General features: G+C 64.4%; 24 protein-coding genes. 15 read left to right on the top strand and 9 right to left on the bottom strand.

Annotated elements, in window-relative coordinates:
• Nucleotides 1–58: 58 nt before the first annotated feature.
• The gene (locus A4R29_RS28840) at nt 59–265 is read right to left on the bottom strand and encodes a DUF1737 domain-containing protein (RefSeq protein ID WP_013528780.1); all 207 of its coding nucleotides are present in this window, start codon (nt 263–265) and stop codon (nt 59–61) included.
• Nucleotides 266–316: 51 nt separating this feature from the next.
• Nucleotides 317–1,192: an HpcH/HpaI aldolase/citrate lyase family protein gene (locus A4R29_RS28835; protein WP_024504050.1), complete on the bottom strand. Its 876-nt coding sequence runs from the start codon at nt 1,190–1,192 to the stop codon at nt 317–319.
• A gap of 340 nt (nt 1,193–1,532) precedes the next feature.
• Here A4R29_RS28835 and A4R29_RS28830 point away from each other — a divergent pair, with 340 nt between their 5' ends.
• The 4 genes from A4R29_RS28830 to A4R29_RS28815 are packed head-to-tail and all read left to right on the top strand — an operon-like array spanning nt 1,533 to nt 6,555.
• On the top strand, nt 1,533–3,071 hold the full coding sequence (locus A4R29_RS28830) for a DUF4153 domain-containing protein (protein WP_063173392.1): 1,539 nt from the start codon (nt 1,533–1,535) through the stop codon (nt 3,069–3,071).
• A gap of 3 nt (nt 3,072–3,074) precedes the next feature.
• Nucleotides 3,075–3,767, top strand: a complete 693-nt coding sequence (locus A4R29_RS28825; RefSeq protein WP_013528783.1) for a response regulator transcription factor — start codon at nt 3,075–3,077, stop codon at nt 3,765–3,767.
• Nucleotides 3,758–5,359 carry an ATP-binding protein gene (locus A4R29_RS28820; RefSeq protein WP_013528784.1) on the top strand — a complete coding sequence of 534 codons (1,602 nt, stop codon included), beginning with the start codon at nt 3,758–3,760 and terminating at the stop codon, nt 5,357–5,359. Before A4R29_RS28825 ends, A4R29_RS28820 begins: the two co-directional genes overlap by 10 nt.
• Before the next feature lie 29 nt (nt 5,360–5,388).
• The gene (locus tag A4R29_RS28815; protein WP_013528785.1) at nt 5,389–6,555 is read left to right on the top strand and encodes an NAD(P)/FAD-dependent oxidoreductase; all 1,167 of its coding nucleotides are present in this window, start codon (nt 5,389–5,391) and stop codon (nt 6,553–6,555) included.
• Nucleotides 6,556–6,631: 76 nt separating this feature from the next.
• Here A4R29_RS28815 and A4R29_RS28810 read toward each other — a convergent pair whose 3' ends face one another.
• On the bottom strand, nt 6,632–7,057 hold the full coding sequence (locus A4R29_RS28810) for a GNAT family N-acetyltransferase (protein WP_013528786.1): 426 nt from the start codon (nt 7,055–7,057) through the stop codon (nt 6,632–6,634).
• A 128-nt stretch (nt 7,058–7,185) separates the two neighbouring features.
• Between A4R29_RS28810 and leuD the strand changes: the two genes are divergently transcribed.
• From leuD to A4R29_RS28780, 6 genes are all read left to right on the top strand, one after another.
• The gene (leuD, locus tag A4R29_RS28805; RefSeq protein ID WP_013528787.1) at nt 7,186–7,791 is read left to right on the top strand and encodes a 3-isopropylmalate dehydratase small subunit; all 606 of its coding nucleotides are present in this window, start codon (nt 7,186–7,188) and stop codon (nt 7,789–7,791) included.
• Nucleotides 7,792–7,860: 69 nt separating this feature from the next.
• Entirely contained in the window at nt 7,861–8,790 is a 930-nt protein-coding gene (locus A4R29_RS28800; RefSeq protein ID WP_063173391.1) for a hypothetical protein, read from the top strand.
• A 221-nt stretch (nt 8,791–9,011) separates the two neighbouring features.
• On the top strand, nt 9,012–9,395 hold the full coding sequence (locus A4R29_RS28795) for a RidA family protein (protein WP_063173828.1): 384 nt from the start codon (nt 9,012–9,014) through the stop codon (nt 9,393–9,395).
• A gap of 13 nt (nt 9,396–9,408) precedes the next feature.
• Nucleotides 9,409–9,759 (top strand): VOC family protein, encoded by a 351-nt coding sequence (locus A4R29_RS28790; protein ID WP_063173390.1) that lies wholly within the window; start codon nt 9,409–9,411, stop codon nt 9,757–9,759.
• A gap of 173 nt (nt 9,760–9,932) precedes the next feature.
• Nucleotides 9,933–11,036, top strand: coding sequence for a 3-isopropylmalate dehydrogenase (gene leuB, locus A4R29_RS28785; RefSeq protein ID WP_013528791.1), 1,104 nt, complete (start codon nt 9,933–9,935; stop codon nt 11,034–11,036).
• 69 nt (nt 11,037–11,105) lie between these two features.
• Nucleotides 11,106–11,528: a GNAT family N-acetyltransferase gene (locus A4R29_RS28780; RefSeq protein WP_244506877.1), complete on the top strand. Its 423-nt coding sequence runs from the start codon at nt 11,106–11,108 to the stop codon at nt 11,526–11,528.
• On the opposite strand, the gene A4R29_RS28775 is transcribed toward A4R29_RS28780, so the two are convergent.
• Together A4R29_RS28775 and A4R29_RS28770 are read right to left on the bottom strand one after the other, a co-directional pair.
• Nucleotides 11,518–12,228, bottom strand: coding sequence for a DUF805 domain-containing protein (locus A4R29_RS28775; RefSeq protein ID WP_063169563.1), 711 nt, complete (start codon nt 12,226–12,228; stop codon nt 11,518–11,520). The two genes, A4R29_RS28780 and A4R29_RS28775, sit on opposite strands and share 11 nt — an antisense overlap.
• 117 nt (nt 12,229–12,345) lie before the next feature.
• Complete coding sequence (locus tag A4R29_RS28770) at nt 12,346–14,220, bottom strand: DEAD/DEAH box helicase (RefSeq protein WP_063173389.1); 1,875 nt, start codon at nt 14,218–14,220, stop codon at nt 12,346–12,348.
• Nucleotides 14,221–14,418: 198 nt separating this feature from the next.
• Here A4R29_RS28770 and A4R29_RS34700 point away from each other — a divergent pair, with 198 nt between their 5' ends.
• Both A4R29_RS34700 and A4R29_RS28765 read left to right on the top strand, forming a co-directional pair.
• Nucleotides 14,419–14,568, top strand: a complete 150-nt coding sequence (locus tag A4R29_RS34700) for a hypothetical protein (protein WP_167355191.1) — start codon at nt 14,419–14,421, stop codon at nt 14,566–14,568.
• A gap of 106 nt (nt 14,569–14,674) precedes the next feature.
• The gene (locus A4R29_RS28765; protein WP_013528795.1) at nt 14,675–15,709 is read left to right on the top strand and encodes an aspartate-semialdehyde dehydrogenase; all 1,035 of its coding nucleotides are present in this window, start codon (nt 14,675–14,677) and stop codon (nt 15,707–15,709) included.
• Nucleotides 15,710–15,865: 156 nt separating this feature from the next.
• Here the strand turns inward: A4R29_RS28765 and A4R29_RS28760 are convergent, their stop codons facing one another.
• Entirely contained in the window at nt 15,866–16,273 is a 408-nt protein-coding gene (locus A4R29_RS28760) for an ACT domain-containing protein (RefSeq protein ID WP_013528796.1), read from the bottom strand.
• A 188-nt stretch (nt 16,274–16,461) separates the two neighbouring features.
• Here A4R29_RS28760 and A4R29_RS28755 point away from each other — a divergent pair, with 188 nt between their 5' ends.
• From A4R29_RS28755 to A4R29_RS28745, 3 genes are all read left to right on the top strand, one after another.
• Entirely contained in the window at nt 16,462–17,367 is a 906-nt protein-coding gene (locus A4R29_RS28755; RefSeq protein ID WP_063173388.1) for a bestrophin family protein, read from the top strand.
• A gap of 112 nt (nt 17,368–17,479) precedes the next feature.
• Nucleotides 17,480–17,890 (top strand): DoxX family protein, encoded by a 411-nt coding sequence (locus tag A4R29_RS28750; protein ID WP_013528798.1) that lies wholly within the window; start codon nt 17,480–17,482, stop codon nt 17,888–17,890.
• Nucleotides 17,891–18,024: 134 nt separating this feature from the next.
• Nucleotides 18,025–18,288, top strand: a complete 264-nt coding sequence (locus A4R29_RS28745) for a YMGG-like glycine zipper-containing protein (protein ID WP_013528799.1) — start codon at nt 18,025–18,027, stop codon at nt 18,286–18,288.
• 84 nt (nt 18,289–18,372) lie between these two features.
• On the opposite strand, the gene rpsP is transcribed toward A4R29_RS28745, so the two are convergent.
• Genes rpsP through ffh form a run of 3 tightly spaced genes read right to left on the bottom strand, consistent with a single transcriptional unit; the run spans nt 18,373 to nt 20,756 of the window.
• Nucleotides 18,373–18,774 carry a 30S ribosomal protein S16 gene (gene rpsP, locus A4R29_RS28740; RefSeq protein WP_013528800.1) on the bottom strand — a complete coding sequence of 134 codons (402 nt, stop codon included), beginning with the start codon at nt 18,772–18,774 and terminating at the stop codon, nt 18,373–18,375.
• A 37-nt stretch (nt 18,775–18,811) separates the two neighbouring features.
• Nucleotides 18,812–19,138, bottom strand: a complete 327-nt coding sequence (locus A4R29_RS28735; protein WP_013528801.1) for a chorismate mutase — start codon at nt 19,136–19,138, stop codon at nt 18,812–18,814.
• A 7-nt stretch (nt 19,139–19,145) separates the two neighbouring features.
• Entirely contained in the window at nt 19,146–20,756 is a 1,611-nt protein-coding gene (gene ffh / locus A4R29_RS28730) for a signal recognition particle protein (protein ID WP_063173387.1), read from the bottom strand.
• Nucleotides 20,757–21,008: the final 252 nt, after the last annotated feature.

Raw genomic sequence — 21,008 nt, 5'->3', positions numbered from 1 at the left:
CATTTTCGACTCGGCCTGACCTGAATCTCAACACACCCTGCGTCGGAGCTTTTCAAATCTACCAGTCACTCAGCTTGGTATCGGGCCCGTATTCCTGACCGTCGATATCCTTGACCACGGCCTGGCCGCAACGCATCGCTTTGGCCTTCTTGTCGTAGGCATAGGTCGGCGAGCCGAACAGATGCCAGCCCTTGTTCAGCGCCGCTGTCACCTTGTGGCAGAAGCTGGCATCGTCCGGAGCGGACAGAAAGCGGTAGAGTTTCATTGTTCAATTCCTGTCGTGAGTAGCTGTAGCCCGCTCGCATCCATCGAGCATTTATGACCCGATGGCGGCTGCCTTCGCCAGCAGTTTTTCGGCCTGCGCCAGGTGCAGCCGTTCGACCATCCTGCCGTTCAGCGCGATCACACCCTTGCCGGCATTCTCGGCGAGCGCGAAGGCTTCCTTCACCGAGCGTGCCTCGGCCACCGCTTCCGTGGACGGCACGAAGGCGCGGTTGGCGGCTTCGATCTGGGCCGGGTGGATGAGGCTCTTGCCGTCGAACCCCATGGCCGCGGCTTCCGCGCATTCATGGGCGAAGGCGTCGAGGTCGCGAAAATCGTTGGAGACGCCGTCGAGCATGTCGATGCCGCCGGCGCGTGCGGCCAGCACCATCTGCATCAGCCATGGCACGAGGTAGCGCCTGTCAGGCGTCGCCAGAATGCCGGTCTCCTTGACCAGATCATTCGTTCCGGCAACGAAACAATTGAGCCGCGAGGCCGGATCGCGGCCAAGTTCGGCGATGGCGCCGATGTTGAGCAGCGCCTTGGGCGTCTCGATCATCGCCCATAGTTTCACGCTGTCGGGGGTAAAATTGTCGTCAAGCACGTCGCCGGCCTCGAGCAGGTCGCGCGGCGTGTCGACCTTGGGCAGAAGGATGCCGTCGGGTTCGCAGCTTGCGGCCGCCAGCAGGTCGTCGGCGCCCCATTCGCCTGATATCGCATTGATGCGCACGATCATCTCGCAGCGTCTCTCGGAATGGCCGGCGAAAATGCCGGCCAGTTTTTCGCGGGCGGCGATCTTGTCGGCCGGAGCGACGGCGTCTTCCAGGTCGATGATGATGGCATCGCAGGCAAGCTGCGCGATCTTGGCCAAGGCCTTGTCGCTGGAGGCCGGGATGTAGAGCACGGAGCGGCGCGGGCGATAGGTTTCCATGGATGATCTATGCCGCTTGTGGTTGGTCGAGGCAAGTCGGGGCATGAAGCTACCAATCTCCCCCCTCGAGGGGGGAGATCGGCAGCGTTTACCCCTGCACGAAAACTGCACGGGCCTGCGGAAAACCTCCTCGGATCCGCCCTGCCGTTTCCCCGCCCGCTTGCGAGACAAGCGGCATGCACAAGCGAGCAAAGCCCCGTTGGTCCCTGCCTCACCGACTGCGTAGCGAGGGCTGGTGGCTGGCCGATCCGCCGCGCGCGTGTCCCGTCGCAACCCTCATTCCCTTTGTCCGCAGAAGCCCGCCAACGGTTCGGCTGGAAGCCATCAGGAAAGCCAGGTCATGACAGCGTTGTTCTCCGCCGCGCCGAGCTATTGCAGCCGTTTCGGTGTCGCCATCCTGCTGGCAGCGCTCGCGGATTTTCTGTTCTATGGCCAGCCCGCCGGGATCACGGTTTTCCTGTTCGCCCTGCTGATTGCCGCGGCGGTCGTGGCTGTGCACCCGGCCGCCTTCAACGACGGCCGGGTCTGGCTCAAGCCCATCGCCATGCTTGTCGCGCTGCTGCCGCTGGCTGAAAACGTCAGCACCCTGTCGGTCTCGATCGCGCTGGCGGCGCTGACCGTCTTCGCGCTTTCGTTGAGCGGCCGGCTGCGGCACAGCATCGCCCGCATTGCCGGGCAGATCGTGCTGTTCGGGCTGGCGGCGCCGTTCCGCTTCGTCATTGATTTCATCCGCTGGCGCAGGACGGCGCGGCGGTTCGGTGGGCGTCGCATCCGGCTGGCGGCGATCGCCGTCTGGGTGATGCCGCTGACGCTGGGCGCGGTCTTCCTGGCGCTGTTCGGTGCCGCCAATCCGGTCATCGACTATTGGCTGTCGCTGATCGATCTCGTGAGGCTGCTCGATCTTATCCAGCTGGCGCGGATTGCCTTCTGGCTGTTCGTGCTCGCCGCTGTCTGGGCTTTTCTGCGACCGCGCCTGCCGCGCCTGATTCGCCGCATCCCGCGCGCGTTGCCGGCGGTCAGCGCTCAAGCCGGCAAAACCGCCACCACCATCGAAGACATCCTGTTCGGCAAGGCCGCCATCCTGCGCGCCCTGATCGTCTTCAACATCCTGTTTGCGCTGCAGACGGCGCTCGACGCCGCCTATCTGTGGGGCGGGGCAGCGCTTCCCGATGGGCTGAGCTACGCCTCCTACGCGCATCGTGGCGCCTATCCCTTGATCGTCACGGCACTGCTTGCCGCCGGCTTCGTGCTGGCAGCGCTGCGACCCGGCAGCGAAACCTCGGCCGATCCGCTGATCCGCCGGCTGGTCTATGCCTGGGTGGCGCAGAACATCATGCTGGTCATCTCGTCGATCCTGCGGCTCGACCTCTATATCGGCATCTATGCATTGACCTACTGGCGCGTCGCCGCCTTTGTCTGGATGGGGCTGGTGGCAGCAGGCCTTGCCCTGATCATTGCCCGCATCGCGCTTAGAAAATCCAACGAATGGCTGCTGTCCGCCAATCTTCTGACGTTATCCCTGACGCTTTATGCCGGCTGTTTCATCAATTTCGCAGCAACGATCGCCAACTACAATGTCGACCATTCCCTCGAAATGACCGGCCAGGGCATTCCCCTAGACGCCTGGTATCTTCACTCGCTCGGTCCGGGCGCGTTTCCCGCGCTTGATCGCTTCCTCGAGCACCAGGGCAAGACGGCGGCCGCCGGCACTGTCCGCGAACTGGCCGGCGTGCGCGGCAGCGACGAAATCTGGTATCGAACTATCCAGCAGAACTGGCGGGCCTGGAGCTTTCGCGACTGGCGGCTGCTTCGATATCTCGACACCAAGGAGCCGTTCGTGATTCCCTCCGCTATCGAACCTTCCATGCCGGGCCGCTGATCCATGCCGCATCACATCCTCGTCGCCGACGATGACCCGCACATCCGCGAGGTGATCTGCTTTGCCTTGGAGAAGGCCGGCATGAAAACGACAGGGGTGGCCGACGGTGCCGCCGCCTTGCAGGCAATCGGCCGCCGGGCACCGGACCTCGTCGTGCTCGATATCGGCATGCCGGAAATGGACGGGCTGGAGGTCTGCCGGCGGCTGCGGCACATATCCGATGTGCCGGTGCTGTTCCTCTCTGCGCGCGACGAGGAGATCGACCGCATCCTCGGGCTCGAAATGGGCGGCGACGACTATGTGACGAAACCATTCAGCCCGCGCGAGCTGGTTGCCCGCGTCAACGTCATCCTGCGGCGCGCCCGCCCGGCGGTGCCCGAACCGGCCGACGACAGGCGGTTTTCGCATGGCAAACTGGCTCTGGCGCCGGCCAGCCATACCGCCAGCTTCGACGGCAAGCCGTTATCGTTGACAGGAATAGAGTTCTCGATCCTGAAGGGGTTCCTGGCGCGGCCGGCGCATGTGCTCGACCGCGACGCGGTGACGGCCAGCGCCTATGCCGCAAACATCCACGTCGCCGGCCGCACCGTCGACAGCCACATCCGCAACATCCGCGCCAAACTGGCAGCCGTGGGTTGCCCTGATGTCATCGAGACGGTGCATGGCGTCGGCTTCCGGCTTGGCCGATGCGGCTGACGGCCTCCAGCAAATGGATCGGCCGCAAATGGCGGCCACGGCTTGCCACGGTCGTCGTCGCCATCCTGATCATGGTGATGGCCTTGCCACTGGTCGGCCTGTTCTTCTTCCGCCTCTACGAGAACCAGCTGATCCGCCAGACCGAGGCGGAGCTGATCGCGCAAGGCGCTGCCATCGCCGCCATCTATGCGCGGGATGTACGTGACGCCGGCATCCCACCGGAAAAGCTCGGTGCGCCGATGCCGGAGCCAAGTGGGGATTCAAGCCGCAGCGTCAATCCGGACCCGCTCTACAGGCCAATCGAACCGCAGCTCGATCTTGCCTCGGATTATGTCCTGCCGACCCGGCCGGCGGCGATGCCGGCGATCGTCGATCCCGCCTTCGCGGTGATCGGCGCGCGCCTGTCCGGCATCCTCGACGCCACCCAGAAAACCACGTTGGCCGGCTTCCGGCTGCTCGACCCCCGGGGCGTCGTCATTGCCGGGCGCGGCGAGGTCGGCCAGTCGCTCAGTGCGGTCGAAGAGGTGCGCACAGCACTTGCCGGCCACTATGCCAGCGCGCTCAGGCTGCGCATTCCCGACCAGCCGACGCCACCGCTCTATTCGGTCAGCCGCGGCACCAAGGTGCGTGTCTTCGTCGCCCTGCCGGTCGCTGTCGACGGCCAGGTCGCCGGCGTCGTCTATGTGTCGCGGACGCCCAACAACATCATCAAGCATCTCTATGGCGAACGTGGCAAGGTGACGTTGGCGGCGATCGCCATTCTCGGCGGCACGCTGCTCATCGGTCTCATCTTCCTGCGCACCGTCAGCCGGCCGATCTATGCGCTGATCGACCGCACCGAGCGCATCGCCGCCGGCGACCGCACGGCGATCCGGCCGCTCGACCACCACGGCACGCGAGAGATGGCGGAGCTGTCCGCCGCCTTCCTCGACATGGCCGAGAAGCTTCAGGCGCGCTCGGACTCGGTCCAGACTTTCGCCACACATGTCTCGCATGAGCTCAAATCGCCGCTGACGGCGATCCAGGGCGCGGCCGAATTGCTGCGCGATTCCGGTGGCGCGATGGACGATGCGGAGCGGCGGCGTTTCTCCAACAATATCGTCACCGATGCGGGGCGGCTCAATCTGCTGGTGCGGCGCCTGCTCGACCTGGCACGCGCCGAAAACCTGGCGCCGAGCGGCGAAAGCACATCGCTCGGTGCGGCACTGTCGCTGCTGCCCGTCGACAACAGGCTCGCGGTTAGCATCGGGGCCGGCGGCGACATCAGATTGCGCATATCGGCCGAGAACGCGGCTATCGTGCTGGCCAATCTCATCGACAATTCGGCCAGGCATGGCGCGATGCAGGTTTCTGTCTCCGCTACGAGCGCCGGCGGCAAGGCGAGCATCCTGGTCAGCGACGACGGTGCCGGCATTTCGCCGAGCAACCGGGCGCGCATTTTCGAGCCGTTCTTCACCACGCGGCGCGAACAGGGCGGCACCGGCATGGGCCTCGGCATCGTGCTGGCCCTCCTGAAAGCGCATGATGGTATGATCGCGCTGGTTGACAGCGAGCGCGGCACGCGCTTCGAGGTCATTCTGCCGGTGGCATGAAGGACACTATCGGCCGGATCGGAGAGAACATGCGCTACGACATCGTCATCATCGGCGGAGCCATCGTCGGCTCCTCGGTCGCCTATTACCTGCGTGAGCAAGGGTTTTCCGGCACGATCGCGCTGATCGAGCGTGATCCGCAATTCGCGCATGCGGCAACGACGCTGTCCATGGCCTCGATCCGCCAGCAATTCTCGATCCCGGAAAACATCCGCCTGTCGCAGTTCACGCTGAAGCTGTTCCGGCGGCTGAAGGAAGAGTTCGGGGATGACGCCGATATCGGCTTTCGCGAGGGCGGCTACCTCATCCTTGCCGGCGAGGACGGCTTGCCGATCCTGAGGAGCAATCACCAGGCGCAGATCGCCGAGGGCGCCGACATTGTGCTGGAGGACGCGGATCAGCTGGTGCGCCGGTTCCCATGGCTGTCGACCGAGGGCATTTCAGCCGGCGCCTATGGCCGCACCGGCGAAGGCTGGTTCGACGCGCATGCGATGCTGACGCTGTTCCGCAAGGCGCTGCGGCAGAAGAAAGTCGATTTCATCGCCGCAGATGTCACCGGCATCGCGCGCGATGGCAACCGCGTCACGGGAGTGAGCCTGGGCAATGGCGAGACGCTGGAGGCTGGCATCGTCGTCAACGCCGCCGGCCCTAACGCCGGCAAGGTGGCTGCCATGGCCGGGCTCGAGCTGCCGGTCGAGCCGCGCAAGCGCAATGTCTTCGTCTTCGAGGCGCGCGAGAAATATGCCGACATGCCGCTGCTGGTCGATCCCTCCGGCATCTATGTCCGTCCGGAAGGCTCGGTCTACCTCACCGGCGGCGCCGAACCGGAGGAAGGCGACTGCGCACCCGATCCCGGCGACTTCGAGGTAGACTGGCCACTGTTCGAAGAGGTGATCTGGCCGGTGCTGGCGACCCGTATTCCCGCCTTCGAGGCGATCAAGCCGACCCGTGCCTGGGCCGGCCACTACGACTACAACACGCTCGACCAGAACGCGGTGATCGGTCCGCATCCCGACGTCGGCAATTTCCTGTTCGCCAACGGCTTTTCCGGCCACGGCCTGCAGCAGGCGCCAGCAGTGGGCAAAGCGCTGGCCGAGCTGATCGTGCATGGCGGTTATCGCACGGTGGATTGCTCGGCGTTCGGGTATGAGCGGGTGGCGGAGGGAAGGGCGTTCCGGGAATTGAATGTGATTTGAGCGGGCAAAGGGAATGTCCTTTTTGACGCTGGCGCGAAGGATCGCCACGGTTGCGGAACAGTATTTCCAGCGAGCCTCAGCCCTTGCGGTCGAACCAGAAGGCGTCGGCCATGCGCTTCATGCCGATACGTTCGTAGAAGCCTACGGCATCGGGCATGGAGATCAGGCTGATGGCGACCGATGGTCCAAGCTGCCGGCGCGCCTCGTCCATCAGGCCCTTGCCGATGCCGAGCCCCTGTGCCGATCGGGAAACGGCGAGTTCGGAGATGTAGCAGACCCAGGAGAAGTCGGTGATCGCCCTGATGACGCCGATCAGCGGCTTGCCCTGAATATCAAGGCGCGCGGTCAGCACCAGATTGGCGCCCGACAGCATCGCCCGCAGCCGCGCTTCATCATCGATCGGCCGTGTTTCGCCGAGGCCGGATTCGACCAGCACGCGACGGAATTCGGCGATGTCGAGCGCGGGTTCTCTTTCGTAGAGGACGTGTGCGTTTTCTGCCATGGCCGCCAGATTGCACCATCGGGCTGGCTTGTGCCACCATGCACGAACAGTTGCCTTTTATTTGCCGCCGGCTTTGTGTAAACCGGGCCTCAGCAAATTCCCCCGCAACGAAAACACGGGCAAAAGCCATGGAAAAATTCACCAAGCTCACCGGCGTCGCCGCTCCGATGCCGATCGTCAATGTCGACACCGACATGATCATCCCCAAGGATTATCTCAAGACGATCAAGCGCACCGGGCTCGGCACCGGCCTGTTCGCCGAAATGCGCTACAAGGACGACGGTTCGGAAAACCCGGATTTCGTGCTCAACAAGCCGGCCTACCGCAAGGCGCAGATCCTGGTCGCCGGCGACAATTTCGGCTGCGGCTCCAGCCGAGAGCATGCGCCGTGGGCGCTGCTCGACTTCGGTATTCGCTGCGTCATCTCGACCTCGTTCGCCGACATTTTCTACAACAACTGCTTCAAGAACGGCATCCTGCCGATCACCGTCAGCCCCGAGGATCTCGAGAAGCTGATGGACGACGCCTCGCGCGGCTCCAATGCCACGGTGTCGGTAGACCTCGAAGCCAAGGAAATCCGTGGGCCGGATGGCGGCGTGGTCAAATTCGACCTCGACGACTTCAAGCGGCACTGCCTGCTCAACGGGCTCGACGACATCGGCCTGACCATGGAGAAAGCCGGCGCCATCGCTTCGTTCGAGAAGCGCAACGCCGAACAGCGCCCCTGGGCCTGAGCGGCGCGCTCCGGACGGATGGATCTGGCCTTTCGGGCCGGTTCGCGGCGACTGAGTGGAGGGACAGTCATGACACGTTCGCTTCTTGCCGGCCTTTGCGGGCTGGCCTTGTTGCTGGGGCAAATCGCCAGCGCGTCTGCGCAGACCCAGACGCCCGCCACACAGCCGGCCCCGGCGACGGAGCAGCCGTCCGCCGATCAGGGGACGAACGCCGCCGATGCTTCCGATGACGACAAGCAAGCTCCCGTCCCATTCGAAGGCGGCACGCTGACCATCACCCAGAAGGAACAGTACGGCGAGAAGGTGCTCGCCTATGACGGTCAGCAGCTGGCCAGCAATTACGATGTCTTCTTCGACAAAACAGTCGAGGTCGGCGGCGTCAAGGTGGCGCTGTTCGATGTCGGCGACGGCGGCAATCAATGCGGGCCGGCGACGGTGATCGTCTGGAAACCGGAAGGCGGCACGATCCAGAGCACCACGGTCGAGCAGGACCAGTGCGGCGCGCCGCCCTCGGCGGTGTCCGACAACGCCATCTATTTCGTGCCCTACCTGTTGCCGGGAGATCAGAAGCCGGCTTTGCAATGGTCGCCGACCGACGGGCTGACGATTTCGGGCAATCTGACCTACATGCCGGAACCCGGAACGGACTGGAAAGACATCGATCCGGAAAAGTACCAGAACATCATCGACGCCTTCCACAATGAGGCCGTCTACAAGGAAGCGGAAAAGCTGCTCGGCAAGGACATGGCCGACATGGCGACCAGCCTGCTGGTCGGCGGCGGCACCGAAAAGACCGCTTCGGGCGCCTTCTACGCCAGCGGCTGCGTGCCGCATGACTGCGGCGGCAATGACGGCTTCATGGCGGTCGACCCGGCCCAGCACAAACTCTACTTCGCCCGCCGCGGCGACAATGGCCAGCCGCAGGCGTGGCCTGGTGTGGCGACATGGCCGGCGGATGTGAAGGCGGCGTTGGACAAGGCGCTGGGGGCGGCAAATTAAAGCTTTAGCGTTGCGCAGCACCCCCTCGCTTTCGTCATCCTATGGTCTGCGCCGCGTCGCTACGCTCCTTGCTCCGCCATAGGATGACGACGGAAGGGATGCTTCAACCAATCTCGGAGGTTCGCGCTTCGCTTCCGGGATAACAGTTTGCCTGGCTTGGCCCACGACCCGCGCCGTTCCGCCTGCTAATGCTGGCCGACAACCCAAGCAAGGCCCCTCATATGCGCAAACTCATCTCCACCGGTTCGCCGTTCGAAAAGACCGCCGGCTATTCGCGCGCCGTGGTGCAGGGCGACTGGTGTTTTGTGTCCGGCACCACCGGCTACGACTATGCGACGATGACGATGCCGGAGACGGTGGAGGCGCAGACGCGCAATTGCCTGGCGACGATCGGCAACGCGCTGAAGGACGGCGGCTTCGAGATGGCTGACGTGGTGCGGGCGCATTACTACATCACCGACCAGGCCTTCGTGGATGTAGTCTTCCCGATCCTCGGCGAGACGTTCGGTGACATCAGGCCGGCAGCGACGATGATCGTCTGCCAGCTCAACAAACCGGAAATGAAGATCGAGATCGAGGTGACGGCGCTGCGGCGCACGGCCTGAAGGGCGACCGACGATGAAAGTCCAGCGCATCGTTGCCAATATCGAGACAGCGGATGTCGCGGCGGCGAAGCGTTTCTACCAGGATGTGCTCGGTCTCGACCTGCTGATGGACCTCGGCTGGATCGCGACCTACGGCTCGCAAGCAAAGATGGATGTCCAGGTCAGCTTCATGGCGCAAGGCGGCTCCGGCACGCCGGTGCCCGACCTCTCCATCGAGGTCGACGATGTCGATGCGGCGCTCGACGCCATGCAGGCGGCGGGCTTTGCCATCGAATACGGACCGGCCGACGAGCCCTGGGGCGTGCGGCGCTTCTACGTCCGCGATCCGTTCGGCCGGCTGATCAACATTCTCTCGCATCGGTAGACGGCCACAGGACGCTTCCGACGCTGGCGGGACAGAAGGATCTCGGCGCTCGTCCCCTTGCATGCAACTCGCTTGGCGTTTAGCAAGACCGCGGTCGCACAGCGACGCGCGCCTTTTGGGGCGCAAAGGACGCTGTGCAAATCGAAACACATTCTTTCCAGGACGGTTTCTCCATGGCAACGAAGCATCTTTTCCTGCTCCCCGGTGACGGCATCGGTCCTGAGGCCATGGCCGAGGTCAAGAAACTGATCGCGGTCATGAACGACAGGCTCGGCAGCGGTTTTGCCACCGATGAGGGGCTGGTCGGCGGCTGCGCCTATGACGCGCATGGCGCGGCGATCTCCGATGCCGACATGGAAAAGGCGATGGCGGCCGACGCGGTGCTGTTCGGCGCCGTCGGCGGTCCGAAATGGGATGCGGTGCCCTACGAGGTGCGCCCGGAAGCCGGCCTGCTGCGCCTGCGCAAGGACATGGAGCTATTCGCCAATCTGCGCCCGGCCATCTGCTATCCGGCGCTGGCGGCGTCCTCCTCGCTCAAGCAGGAGGTGGTCGAAGGTCTCGACATATTGATCGTGCGCGAGCTGACCGGTGGCGTCTATTTCGGCGAGCCCAAGCAGATCATCGATCTCGGCAACGGACAGAAGCGCGGCATCGACACGCAGGTCTACGACACGTTCGAGATCGAGCGCATTTCGGGCGTCGCCTTCGAACTCGCGCGCACCCGCAAGAACCACGTCACCTCGATGGAAAAGCGCAATGTGATGAAGTCGGGCGTGTTGTGGAACGAGGTCGTCACCCAGACCCACAAGGCGCGCTATTCCGACGTCAAGCTCGACCACATGCTGGCCGACGCCGGCGGCATGCAGCTGGTGCGCTGGCCAAAGCAGTTCGACGTCATCGTCACCGACAATCTGTTCGGCGATATGCTGTCCGATATCGCCGCTATGCTGACCGGCTCGATCGGCATGCTGCCGTCGGCCTCGCTCGGCGCGCCTGACGTGAAGACCAAGAAGCGCAAGGCGCTCTACGAGCCGGTGCACGGTTCGGCGCCCGACATTGCCGGCAAGGGCATTGCCAACCCGATCGCCATGATCGCCTCCTTCGCCATGTGCCTGCGCTATTCCTTCGGCATGGTCGATGAAGCCGACCGCGTCGAAGGCGCGATCGCCGCCGTGCTCGACGCGGGCCTGCGGACGAAAGACATCATGTCCGATGGCATGACCGAGGTCGGTACGGTTGAGATGGGCGACGCGATCATCGCCAAATTCCTGGGCTGATACCGTGACGGTCGACGTCCGCTGGGCGACGATCGAGGACGCGACGACGCTCGCGACCATGTTTGCGAGATGGCGGAACATTATCGGCAACCGCCTCTCGATGCCGACCGGGCCCTGTCTGCGGCACGAAAATGGCTTGGCGAGGAAAGCCCGGCCTATCCGCATTTCGCGCTCGCCTTCGTCGAGGGCGAGGTCAGCGGCCTGGCGTCGGTGGCGATCGCGCATCCCGGTATCGATCTCGAGCGGCTGCTGTTCCTCAAGGACCTGTTCGTGCGCGACAAAGCCCGCGACGCTGGTGTCGGCCGGGCGCTGATCGGCTTTCTCGCCGATCATTGCCTGCGCGAAGGCATCGGCCGCATCGACCTGACCAGCGAGGACTGGAACGAAGGCGCGCAGCGTTTCTACGACCGGCTTGGCGCAGAACGCCACGGCCAGAAGGTCTTTCTCAGGCTTTCGGGCGAGGCGCTGAAGGCGATCATCCCTAGACCCTGACGCCCGCCGGCACCGGTCCCCACTGGTTTTCGCGAGCCTGCGTCGGGATCAGCGCGAAGACCAGGATGATCAGGCTGCCGATGGTCGGGATCAGCACCACCAGATAAAGCCAGCCCGAGAGGCCGATGTCATGGATGCGGCGAACGGTCATGCCGAGGCTGGGCAGCAGTGTCGCCAGGACGAAGGTGCCGCAAAGGCCGACGGTTACCGCCGCCGATACGCTGCTGTCGAAATTGCCCATTTCGTTGTCGGCGAAAAGACCGATACCGCCGATGACAAGCAGCGAGACCACCCAGAACAGGAAATAACCCCAATATTCCTTGCGGCGGGCACGTCCGGCGAAATTGAAATAGTTCTGCGTCACGCCACGCCAGAAATAGCCCCAGAGATCGGTGGGCTCGGCCGGCCCGGAGGAACGGCCGAAATGCTGGGCCTGTGGCGCAGAAGCGGATGGTGCGTTACCGGCTTGAGTCGGCGCGGCGCTCGTACCAGCGTCGCCGGCCGGTGCAGCCGTCTCGGCGGCGATCAAAAAGACGTCGCGCGCCTGGCCGCCGCCCGCCTGGAATTCCACGCCCGCGCCCTTCCGCATAGTGGTTTCCCGGCGCAGGTTTTCGCGGGTGAAGGTGTAGCGGTTGCCGTCGGCTCCGGTGATGAAGCCGAAGCCCTGGACTTCGTCATAGTGAAGCACTTTGCCGCGCATTTGCCACCCCCACTTGCCACGTCCCTGCCAAGCTGTGGCACATGGCCGAACCGATGGGCAAGACCGCATCGGGATGCGGCCGGCGTCATGCGGGCGGATGAGGCTCGTTGCCCGGTCTTACGAAGGCCGCTTCTTCGCCTTCTTGTGCTTGGGTGCACCAGAGGTGTCGAATTTCGGCTTGCCCGGCTTCTTCGCCCATGGCTTTGCATCATGCGGGGCGGTCGGGCGCTGATCGGCTGCTGCCGGTGCACGTTTTTCGAATTTGCGCTTCGGCGCGTTGGGATCGAACGGCGCCTTGCCGCGATGCGGCTTCTTGTCGGGGCTTGGCGGCTGATAGCCGGCGCGCGACAGATCGGGCGTACCGTCGAGCCGCTTCACCAGGATGTTGCCTTGCAGCTTCCGGTCGGGACCGATCGCGGCCAGGAAGCGGTCTGCCCAATCCGCCGCGATCTGCACGTAGGTCTCTTCCGGCTGCATCTTGATGGCGCCGATCTCTCGCTTCGAGATGCTGCCGGTGCGGCATAGCATCGGGATGAGCCAGCGCGGCTCGGCATTCTGCCGGCGCCCGATCGACAGCGAGAACCAGACGCTGTCGCCGAAATCGTCGCGGCGGCTGGGCGCCTCGTCGCGGCGCGCGAAACCTTCGCCCGCCGGTCTTTCACGCGACGGCGTGAAGGGCGCGATCTCCATGAGGTCCTCGGGGGCCGAGCGGCTGGCGCGGCACTGGCGCACGAAGGCAGCGGCCACCTGTTCGGCGCCATGCCTGGCGAGCAGCGCGTCGATGAAGGAGCGCTCGTCCTCCTTCACCGGCTCATCGAAAGCCGGATCGGCAAGGATGCGCTCGTCGTCGCGCCGCATCACGTCGTCGGCCGAGGGCGGGCTCGCCCATGTCGCCTTGAGGCCGGCGTTCTGCAACAGCCGTTCGGTGCGCCTGCGGGCGCTGTTGGGCACGATCAGCGCGCTGACGCCCTTGCGCCCGGCGCGGCCGGTGCGGCCGCTGCGGTGCAGCAGCGTTTCCGGGTTGGTCGGCAAATCGGCGTGGATGACCAGCTCAAGATTGGGCAGGTCGATGCCGCGCGCCGCGACATCGGTGGCGATACAGACTTTTGCGCGGCCGTCCCGCATCGCTTGCAGCGCATGGCTGCGCTCATTCTGGCTGAGCTCGCCCGACAGGGCGACGACGGAGAAGTTGCGGTTGTTGAAGCGCGCGGTCAGATGATTGACGGCGGCACGCGTGTTGCAGAACACCAGCGCGTTCTTGGCTTCGTAATAGCGCAGCACATTGATGATGGCGTTCTCGCGGTCGGGCTGGGCGACGCTCAGCGCCCGATATTCGATGTCGAGATGCTGCTTCTCCTCGCCGGCGGCCGAAATGCGCACCGCATCGCGCTGATAGCCCTGGGCGAGCGTGGCGATCGAGCGCGGCACCGTGGCCGAGAACATCAGCGTCCGGCGTTCGGCCGGAGCGGCGTCGAGGATGAATTCGAGGTCTTCGCGAAAGCCGAGATCGAGCATCTCGTCGGCCTCGTCGAGCACCACCGCCTTCAGCGCCGACATGTCGAGCGAGCGCCGGGTGATGTGGTCGCGCAGCCGGCCGGGCGTGCCGACGACGATATGGGCGCCACGCTCCAGCACCCGCCGCTCCGAGCGCATGTCCATGCCGCCGACGCAGGACGCCACGGTGGCGCCGGTCAGTTCGTAGAGCCATTCCAGTTCGCGCGTCACCTGCAAGGCGAGTTCGCGCGTCGGCGCCACCGCCAGCGCCAGTGGTGCGGCGGCGTGGCCGAAGCGCTCCGCGCCCTCAAGCAGGGTCGGCGCCAGAGCGAGGCCGAAGGCCACCGTCTTGCCGGAGCCGGTCTGCGCCGAAACCAGCGCATCGGCCTCGCCGAGCTCGGGCGCCACGACCGCCTTCTGGACGGGCGTCAGCTCGGAATAGCCGCGTTTCTCCAGCGCCCTGGCAAGCGCTGGAACAAGTGCTTCGAAGTTGGACATCTCACTCTTTCGGAATTTTAGGGTCCGCGCTCATCACGGAGCACATGCCGGGGCGGGCCTCGCGCCAGCCAAACAATCTTGGCCGTTCGTACTTCGCGCAGCCGCGATTGTACAGGGCGCGCGCAAAACCAGGCGCCGCTCGGCAATTGACTCTTGCCGCAAACCGCGTAAAAGCCGGCACCGAACGGGACAGTTTCGATGCGCGGCCTTTTGACGGCTCTTCCTGCATTCGATGCCCCCAGCCTCAATGCACATCATTGGGCCGGGCGCGTCGGCGCATCTCCTCGTTTCAGCAAAACCGCATTCTTGGCCGAGAAAACTGGCAAAACCACCACCAAAACGGTGTGATTCCCTTGGCCTAACCACCCTCTCCCGGGTTCGGCCCGGGGGACGGAACCCGCAGCGGCCAGCGGGTTTCTCCAAAACCAAGCGGAGAGGGACAGGAGATTTTTCGATGAGTTTCAAGGTAGCGATCGTCGGCGCCACGGGCAATGTGGGCCGGGAAATGCTCAACATATTGGAAGAGCGCGGCTTTCCGGTAAGCGAAGTCGTGGCGCTGGCGTCGCGGCGCAGCCAGGGCACGGAAGTGTCGTTCGGCGACCGCACGCTGAAGGTGAAGACGCTCGACCAGTATGATTTTTCCGACACCGACATCTGCATCATGTCGGCCGGCGGCAGCGTCTCCAAGGAATGGTCGCCGAAGATCGGCAAGCAGGGCTGCGTCGTCATCGATAATTCGTCGGCCTTCCGCTACGACCAGGACGTGCCGCTGATCGTGCCGGAAGTGAACCCGGACGCGATCTCGCTGTTCACGCGCAAGAACATCATCGCCAATCCGAACTGCTCGACGGCGCAGCTGGTGGTGGCATTGAAGCCACTGCACGATTTCGCCACCATCAAGCGCGTCGTCGTCGCCACCTATCAATCGGTGTCGGGCGCCGGCAAGGAAGGCATGGACGAACTCTTTACCCAGACCCGCGCGGTCTTCGTCGCCGATGGCGTCGAGGTCAAGAAGTTCACCAAGCGCATCGCCTTCAATGTCATCCCGCACATCGACGTCTTCCTCGACGACGGCTCCACCAAGGAAGAGTGGAAGATGGTCGCCGAGACCAAGAAGATGCTCGACCCCAAGATCAAGCTGACGGCGACCTGCGTGCGCGTGCCGGTGTTCATCGGCCACTCGGAAGCGGTCAACATCGAGTTCGAAAAGCCGATCACCGCCGACGACGCGCGGGATATCCTGCGTGAAGCCCCAGGCTGCCAGGTGTTGGACAAGCGAGAGGACGGAGGCTACATCACGCCGCTGGAATCGGCCGGCGAGGACGCCACCTTCATCTCGCGCATCCGCGAGGATTCGACCATCGACAACGGCCTGTCGATGTGGATCGTCTCCGACAATCTGCGCAAGGGCGCCGCACTCAACGCGGTGCAGATCGCCGAGCTTTTGGTCGAGCGCGGCCTGATCCAGCCGAAGAAGAAGGCGGCCTGACGGCTGATTTAGTTTTCGCTCACGGGCCGCACCGCCGCTAGCGCGGCTGGCCCGCGGTCGCGGGCTCCGCCCTCGGCCGGGATGCTGAAGGTTTGCGGAGCATTGATGAAGGCCAATCTCCCCCACGAGGGGGAGATCGGCAGCTTCGCCGATGCGCTACACTCGGTTGTCCTCGGCCAGCCCGATCAGCAGCTTCAGTGCCTCCTCCGCCCTATCGGCGGGAACGAACAGATGGTCGTGATAAAAGGCCGAAACCGGGTTCACGCCCATGCCGGCGGCGGCTAGGCGCGTGGTGATGGCGGCGAGGAAGCCGACGGCTTCCAGCGACGAATGGATGTTCAGCGTCAGCATCCGGCAGCGGAACGAAGCGGTCAGTGCCGCGGCGTTGGCCTCCTCCTCGGTCACGATCAGCGTCACACCCTCGCGCTCGCGAAACACCATCACCGGCTCAACGCCTTCCGGCTGAGGGACGCCGGGTGCCAGCGTGACGAAGACATAGGCGCCGGCGAGCAGCTCCGGTGTCATCGACGCCAGCAGTGTCTTGAGATCGGTTTCGCCGGCCATCTGTCTTCCCTCGCCTGCAAAAAACGGGCCGCAGCCCACGTGCTCTTCAATATCCGCGACCGGCGCGTGCCGATAGTCCAGGCGCTGCAAGGACGACATGGCGATGTCGCTGGCGGCTGGGCTTGCAGAGCTGTCGCATCGCACAATAGAGAAGCTGAGGGCCAGTGCCGGTCCGTGAAAGGCCTTCGATGATCGTTCGCCCGCGCCCCACATTGCTGCAGCTGTTCTTCATCATGCGCGGTTCGGTCGTGCCACGCATTCTGCCGCAAATATTGGGCTTCGCGCTTTATTCCGCGATCGTCCTGGCCGCGGCGCGCCGGTTCCAGCTTGATTTCAGCGTCTTCAACATCACGCCTTTCGGCCTGGTCGGCGTGACATTGTCGATCTATCTCTCGTTCCGCAACAACGCCGCCTACGACCGTTGGTGGGAGGCGCGCAAGCTGTGGGGCGCGCTGGTCTTCGAAATGCGCAACCTGGCACGCGCCACCACCAGCCTCATCCCGGACCAGACTGAACAGCGCGCCTTGCTGATGGAAGCGCTCGCCTTCTGTCATTTCCTGCGCGGGCAGCTGCGCAAGATCGACAGCATGAAGGATGCCCGTGCCTTCATCGACGCGGAGGCGGACAAGGCAGCAGCCTTTTCCAATCCGGCGGATGAGATGGTCAGGCGGATGGGCCGGCGTGCCAATGCGCAGCGCCTGGCGGGCGACGTCGACACGATCGGCTTTCGTATCCTCGATGAGAGGCTCGCGTCGGTCGCGGCCATCCAGGCCGGCTGCGAGCGGATCGCCGGTACGCCCTTGCCGTTCGCCTACACGCTGCTGGTGCATCGCACGGCCTATATCGTCTGCCTGCTGCTGCCGGTCGGCCTGATCTCGACCACCGGTTGGGCGACGCCGCTGTTCACCGCGCTGATCGCCTACACTTTCTTCGGCCTCGACGCGCTGTCGGAAGAGCTCGAGGATCCGTTCGGGACCGAAGCCAACGACCTCGCTCTCGACAGCCTCTGCCGTGTCTGCGAAATCTCGGTGTTCGAGGCGCTTGGCGAAACGCCGCCGAAGATGATCCCGGCGGAAAAGTTCTATTTTTCGTAGGCAAAGGCGCGCGGGCTTAAAAGAATCTGCCCCGCTGTCGGATCGCCGCTCCATGCCACGTCCTTGGTTCGACCCCAGCAAGAAGGGGATAGAACCATCAGGAGGGACCATCATGAGCATTTCCGAAACCGCGCCCGTCTCGCCGGGCGCTTTGTGGACCGGCCGCGCGCTCAGCGGCGTCATCGTGCTGTTCATGATCTTCGACGGCGCCATCAAGCTGCCGCCGCTCGATATCGTCGTCCAGACGATGGTACCGCTTGGCTGGCCGGCCGATCCGAATGTCGCGCGCATGCTTGGCGTCATCGGCCTTATCTCGACCGCTCTCTATGCGCTGCCGCGCACCTCGGTGCTCGGCGCCATCCTGCTCACCGCCTATATGGGCGGCGCCATCGCCACCAATGTCCGCGTCGACAACCCGCTGTTCTCGCACATTCTGTTCGGCGTCTATCTCGGCATTATCCTGTGGGGTGGCCTGTATCTGCGCGATCCCAGGCTCCGCGCGCTGATCCCGTTCAGCCGTTAGATTCGGATCGAAGCACCGCTTTCGGCTCGAAGCCTGAACCCTTTGCCGGGCAATATCTCAGGGATCGAATCGCCGAGTTGCGAGTTAGAGATTCGCCCGGCGGCGGAGGCGGCTCCTATCGGAGAGGAACGACGATGAAGAAAACGATGCTTTTGATGGCGCTGCTGGTGCCGCTCGCCGCTTGTTCGCAAACGGAAAAAGGCGCGGCCGTAGGCGGCCTCGGTGGCGCTGCCGTCGGTGCGGCGGTCGCCGGCGATCCGGTTGAAGGCGCCGTCGTCGGTGGTGCTGTCGGCGCTGTTGCCGGCGCGCTGATCGGCCGGGCGAGCGAGCGTGGCGAATGCCGCTACCGCGATAGCCGTGGCCGCGTCTATATTGACCGCTGCCCGCGCGGCTATTGACCGGGCGGCTTTTACAGACAGGGTCGAATGAAAAAACGGCGGGCACATGGCCCGCCGTTTTCCTGGATGCGATAGAGCAAATACTTATTCGGCGGTTGCGGCTTCCGCCTCGGCCGGTGCAGCCGCGGCGGCGGCAACGGCAGCAGCGGCATCTTCCTGCGCCTTCTTCAGAAGAGCAGCGCGTTCCTGCGCCTTCTTGCCCGGCTCGGCCTTCTTCGGGTTGGAACGGGCGTCGCGCTTGACAAGGCCGGCCTCGTCGAGGAAGCGCAGCACGCGGTCGGTCGGCTGGGCGCCATGCGCCAGCCAATGCTTGACGCGGTCGGCGTCGACCTTGACGCGTTCGCCGTCCTTGGGCAGCAGCGGGTTCCACGAGCCGATGGACTCGATGAACCGGCCGTCACGCGGCGAACGGGCGTCGGCAATGACGACGTGGTAGTAAGGACGCTTCTTCGAGCCCGCACGGGCCAGTCGGATCTTCAACGGCATTTCTTTTCTCCTAAAAACTAAGTTCGTTGATTGGGTTTCAGTTGGTTTTCGTCACGCCGTTGGAAGCGGCGATCTGTTCGTGGTGGCGGATCACTTCGCGGACGACGAAGTTGAGGAACTTTTCCGCGAAATCCGGGTCGAGATGGGCATCCTTCGCCAGCTGGCGAAGCCGGGCGATCTGCTGCTGCTCGCGTGCCGGGTCGGCCGGCGGCAAGCCATGGGTCGCCTTCAGCACGCCAACCGCTTTGGTGCAGCGGAAGCGCTCGGCAAGCATGTGGATGAGGGCTGCGTCGATGTTGTCGATCGACGCCCGGTAATCTGCCAGGAGGGCGCGGGCGTCGGCCATGTCCTTTTCTTCGTTCATGGCGTCCTCACTTCTTCTTGCCAAGGCCGGGCAGCCCGCCACCGCCGAGGCCGGGAAGCCCGGGAAGTTTCATGCCGCCGGGCAAACCTGGCATGCCGCTGGGCAGGCCACCGCCGCCGGGAAGGCCTTTCATGCCGCCGCCTAGGCCGGCTGCCTGCGCCTGCTTCTGCAAGGCTTCGAGCTGCTTGGGATCCATCTTCGACAGGTCCGGCATGCCGCCGCCCATCATGCCACCGATACCGCCGGGCATCATGCCGCCGAGGCCCATCTTGGAGGCGAGGCCGCCCATCATGCCACGCATCAGGCCGCCGCCTTTGCCCTTGCCGCCCATTGCCTTCATCATGTCGGCCATGCCGCGATGCATCTTGAGCAGCTTGTTGATTTCGGCCGCGTCGGTGCCGGATCCGGCAGCGATGCGCTTCTTGCGCGAATGTTTGAGCAAATCGGGATTGGCGCGCTCTGCCTTGGTCATCGACGAGATGATGGCGAGCTGGCGGCCGAACATCTTGTCGTCGAGACCGGCGGCGGCCATCTGGTCCTTCATCTTGCCCATGCCGGGCATCATGCCCATGATGCCGCCCATGCCGCCCATCTTCGACATCTGCTGAAGCTGGCCGGCGAGATCGTTCAGGTCGAACTTGCCCGACTGCATCTTCTTGGCCATCGCCGCCGCCTGTTCGGCGTCGATGTTCTCGGCGGCCTTTTCGACGAGCGAGACAATGTCGCCCATGCCGAGGATGCGGTCAGCGATGCGCTTGGGGTGGAATTCCTCCAGCCCGTCCATCTTTTCGCCGGTGCCGATCAGCTTGATCGGCTTGCCGGTGACGGCGCGCATCGAAAGGGCAGCACCGCCACGGCCGTCGCCGTCCATGCGGGTCAGCACGAGACCGGTGATGCCGACGCGCTCGTCGAAGCTCTTGGCCAGGTTGACGGCGTCCTGGCCGGTCAGCGAATCGGCGACCAGCAGGATTTCGTGCGGGCTCGATACCTTCTTGATGTCGGCCATCTCGACCATCAGCGGCTCGTCGATATGGGTGCGGCCGGCGGTGTCGAGGATGACGACGTCGTGGCCGCCGAGCTTGGCCGCCTGCACGGCGCGGCGCGCGATGTCGACCGGCGACTGGCCGTCGATGATCGGCAGCGTGGCGACCTTGACCTGTTCGCCGAGCTGGCGAAGCTGCTCCTGCGCGGCGGGGCGCCGCGTGTCGAGCGAGGCCATCAGGACCTTCTTGTTCTGACGCTCGGAAAGACGCTTGGCGATCTTGGCCGAAGTGGTCGTCTTGCCGGAACCCTGCAGGCCGACCATCATGATGACGACCGGCGCCGGGGCATTGAGATCGATGGCGACGCCTTCGGCGCCGAGCATGTCGACCAGTTCGTCATGAACGATCTTGACGACCATCTGGCCGGGCTTGATCGACTTGACCACGGCAGCGCCGACGGCCTTCTCGCGCACCTTGTCGGTGAAGGAGCGCACCACTTCCAGCGCCACGTCGGCTTCGAGCAGCGCACGGCGCACCTCGCGCAGCGCCGCCGAGACATCAGCCTCCGACAGCGCGCCGCGGCCGGTCAGGCCGTTCAGGATCGAACCAAGACGTTCCTGTAGCGATTCAAACATTCGTTTTCCTTTTCCCTGGCACCCGGATGGTGCCCGAGAGGTAATGCGTTCGCGCCCAGTGTCCAACCAAAAGTCCAAGCAAAAGCCAAAACCAAAAAGCACCCGGGGGCGCTCAGCGCTGCCGGGTGTTGGCCTCCAGGATCGATTTACAGCACTTCACCTCAAACAGGTGTCGGCGTCCTGGTCGGCTTGCTCGGAGGGATACTCGTCGCGGAATTCGGGGCGTGTAGACAGGAAATCTGCGCAAGAGTC

This window comes from Mesorhizobium ciceri biovar biserrulae (assembly GCF_001618845.1).
In the GTDB taxonomy this organism is placed as follows: Bacteria; Pseudomonadota; Alphaproteobacteria; order Rhizobiales; family Rhizobiaceae; genus Mesorhizobium; species Mesorhizobium ciceri.
This window is presented reverse-complemented; position numbering and strand designations above follow the sequence as displayed.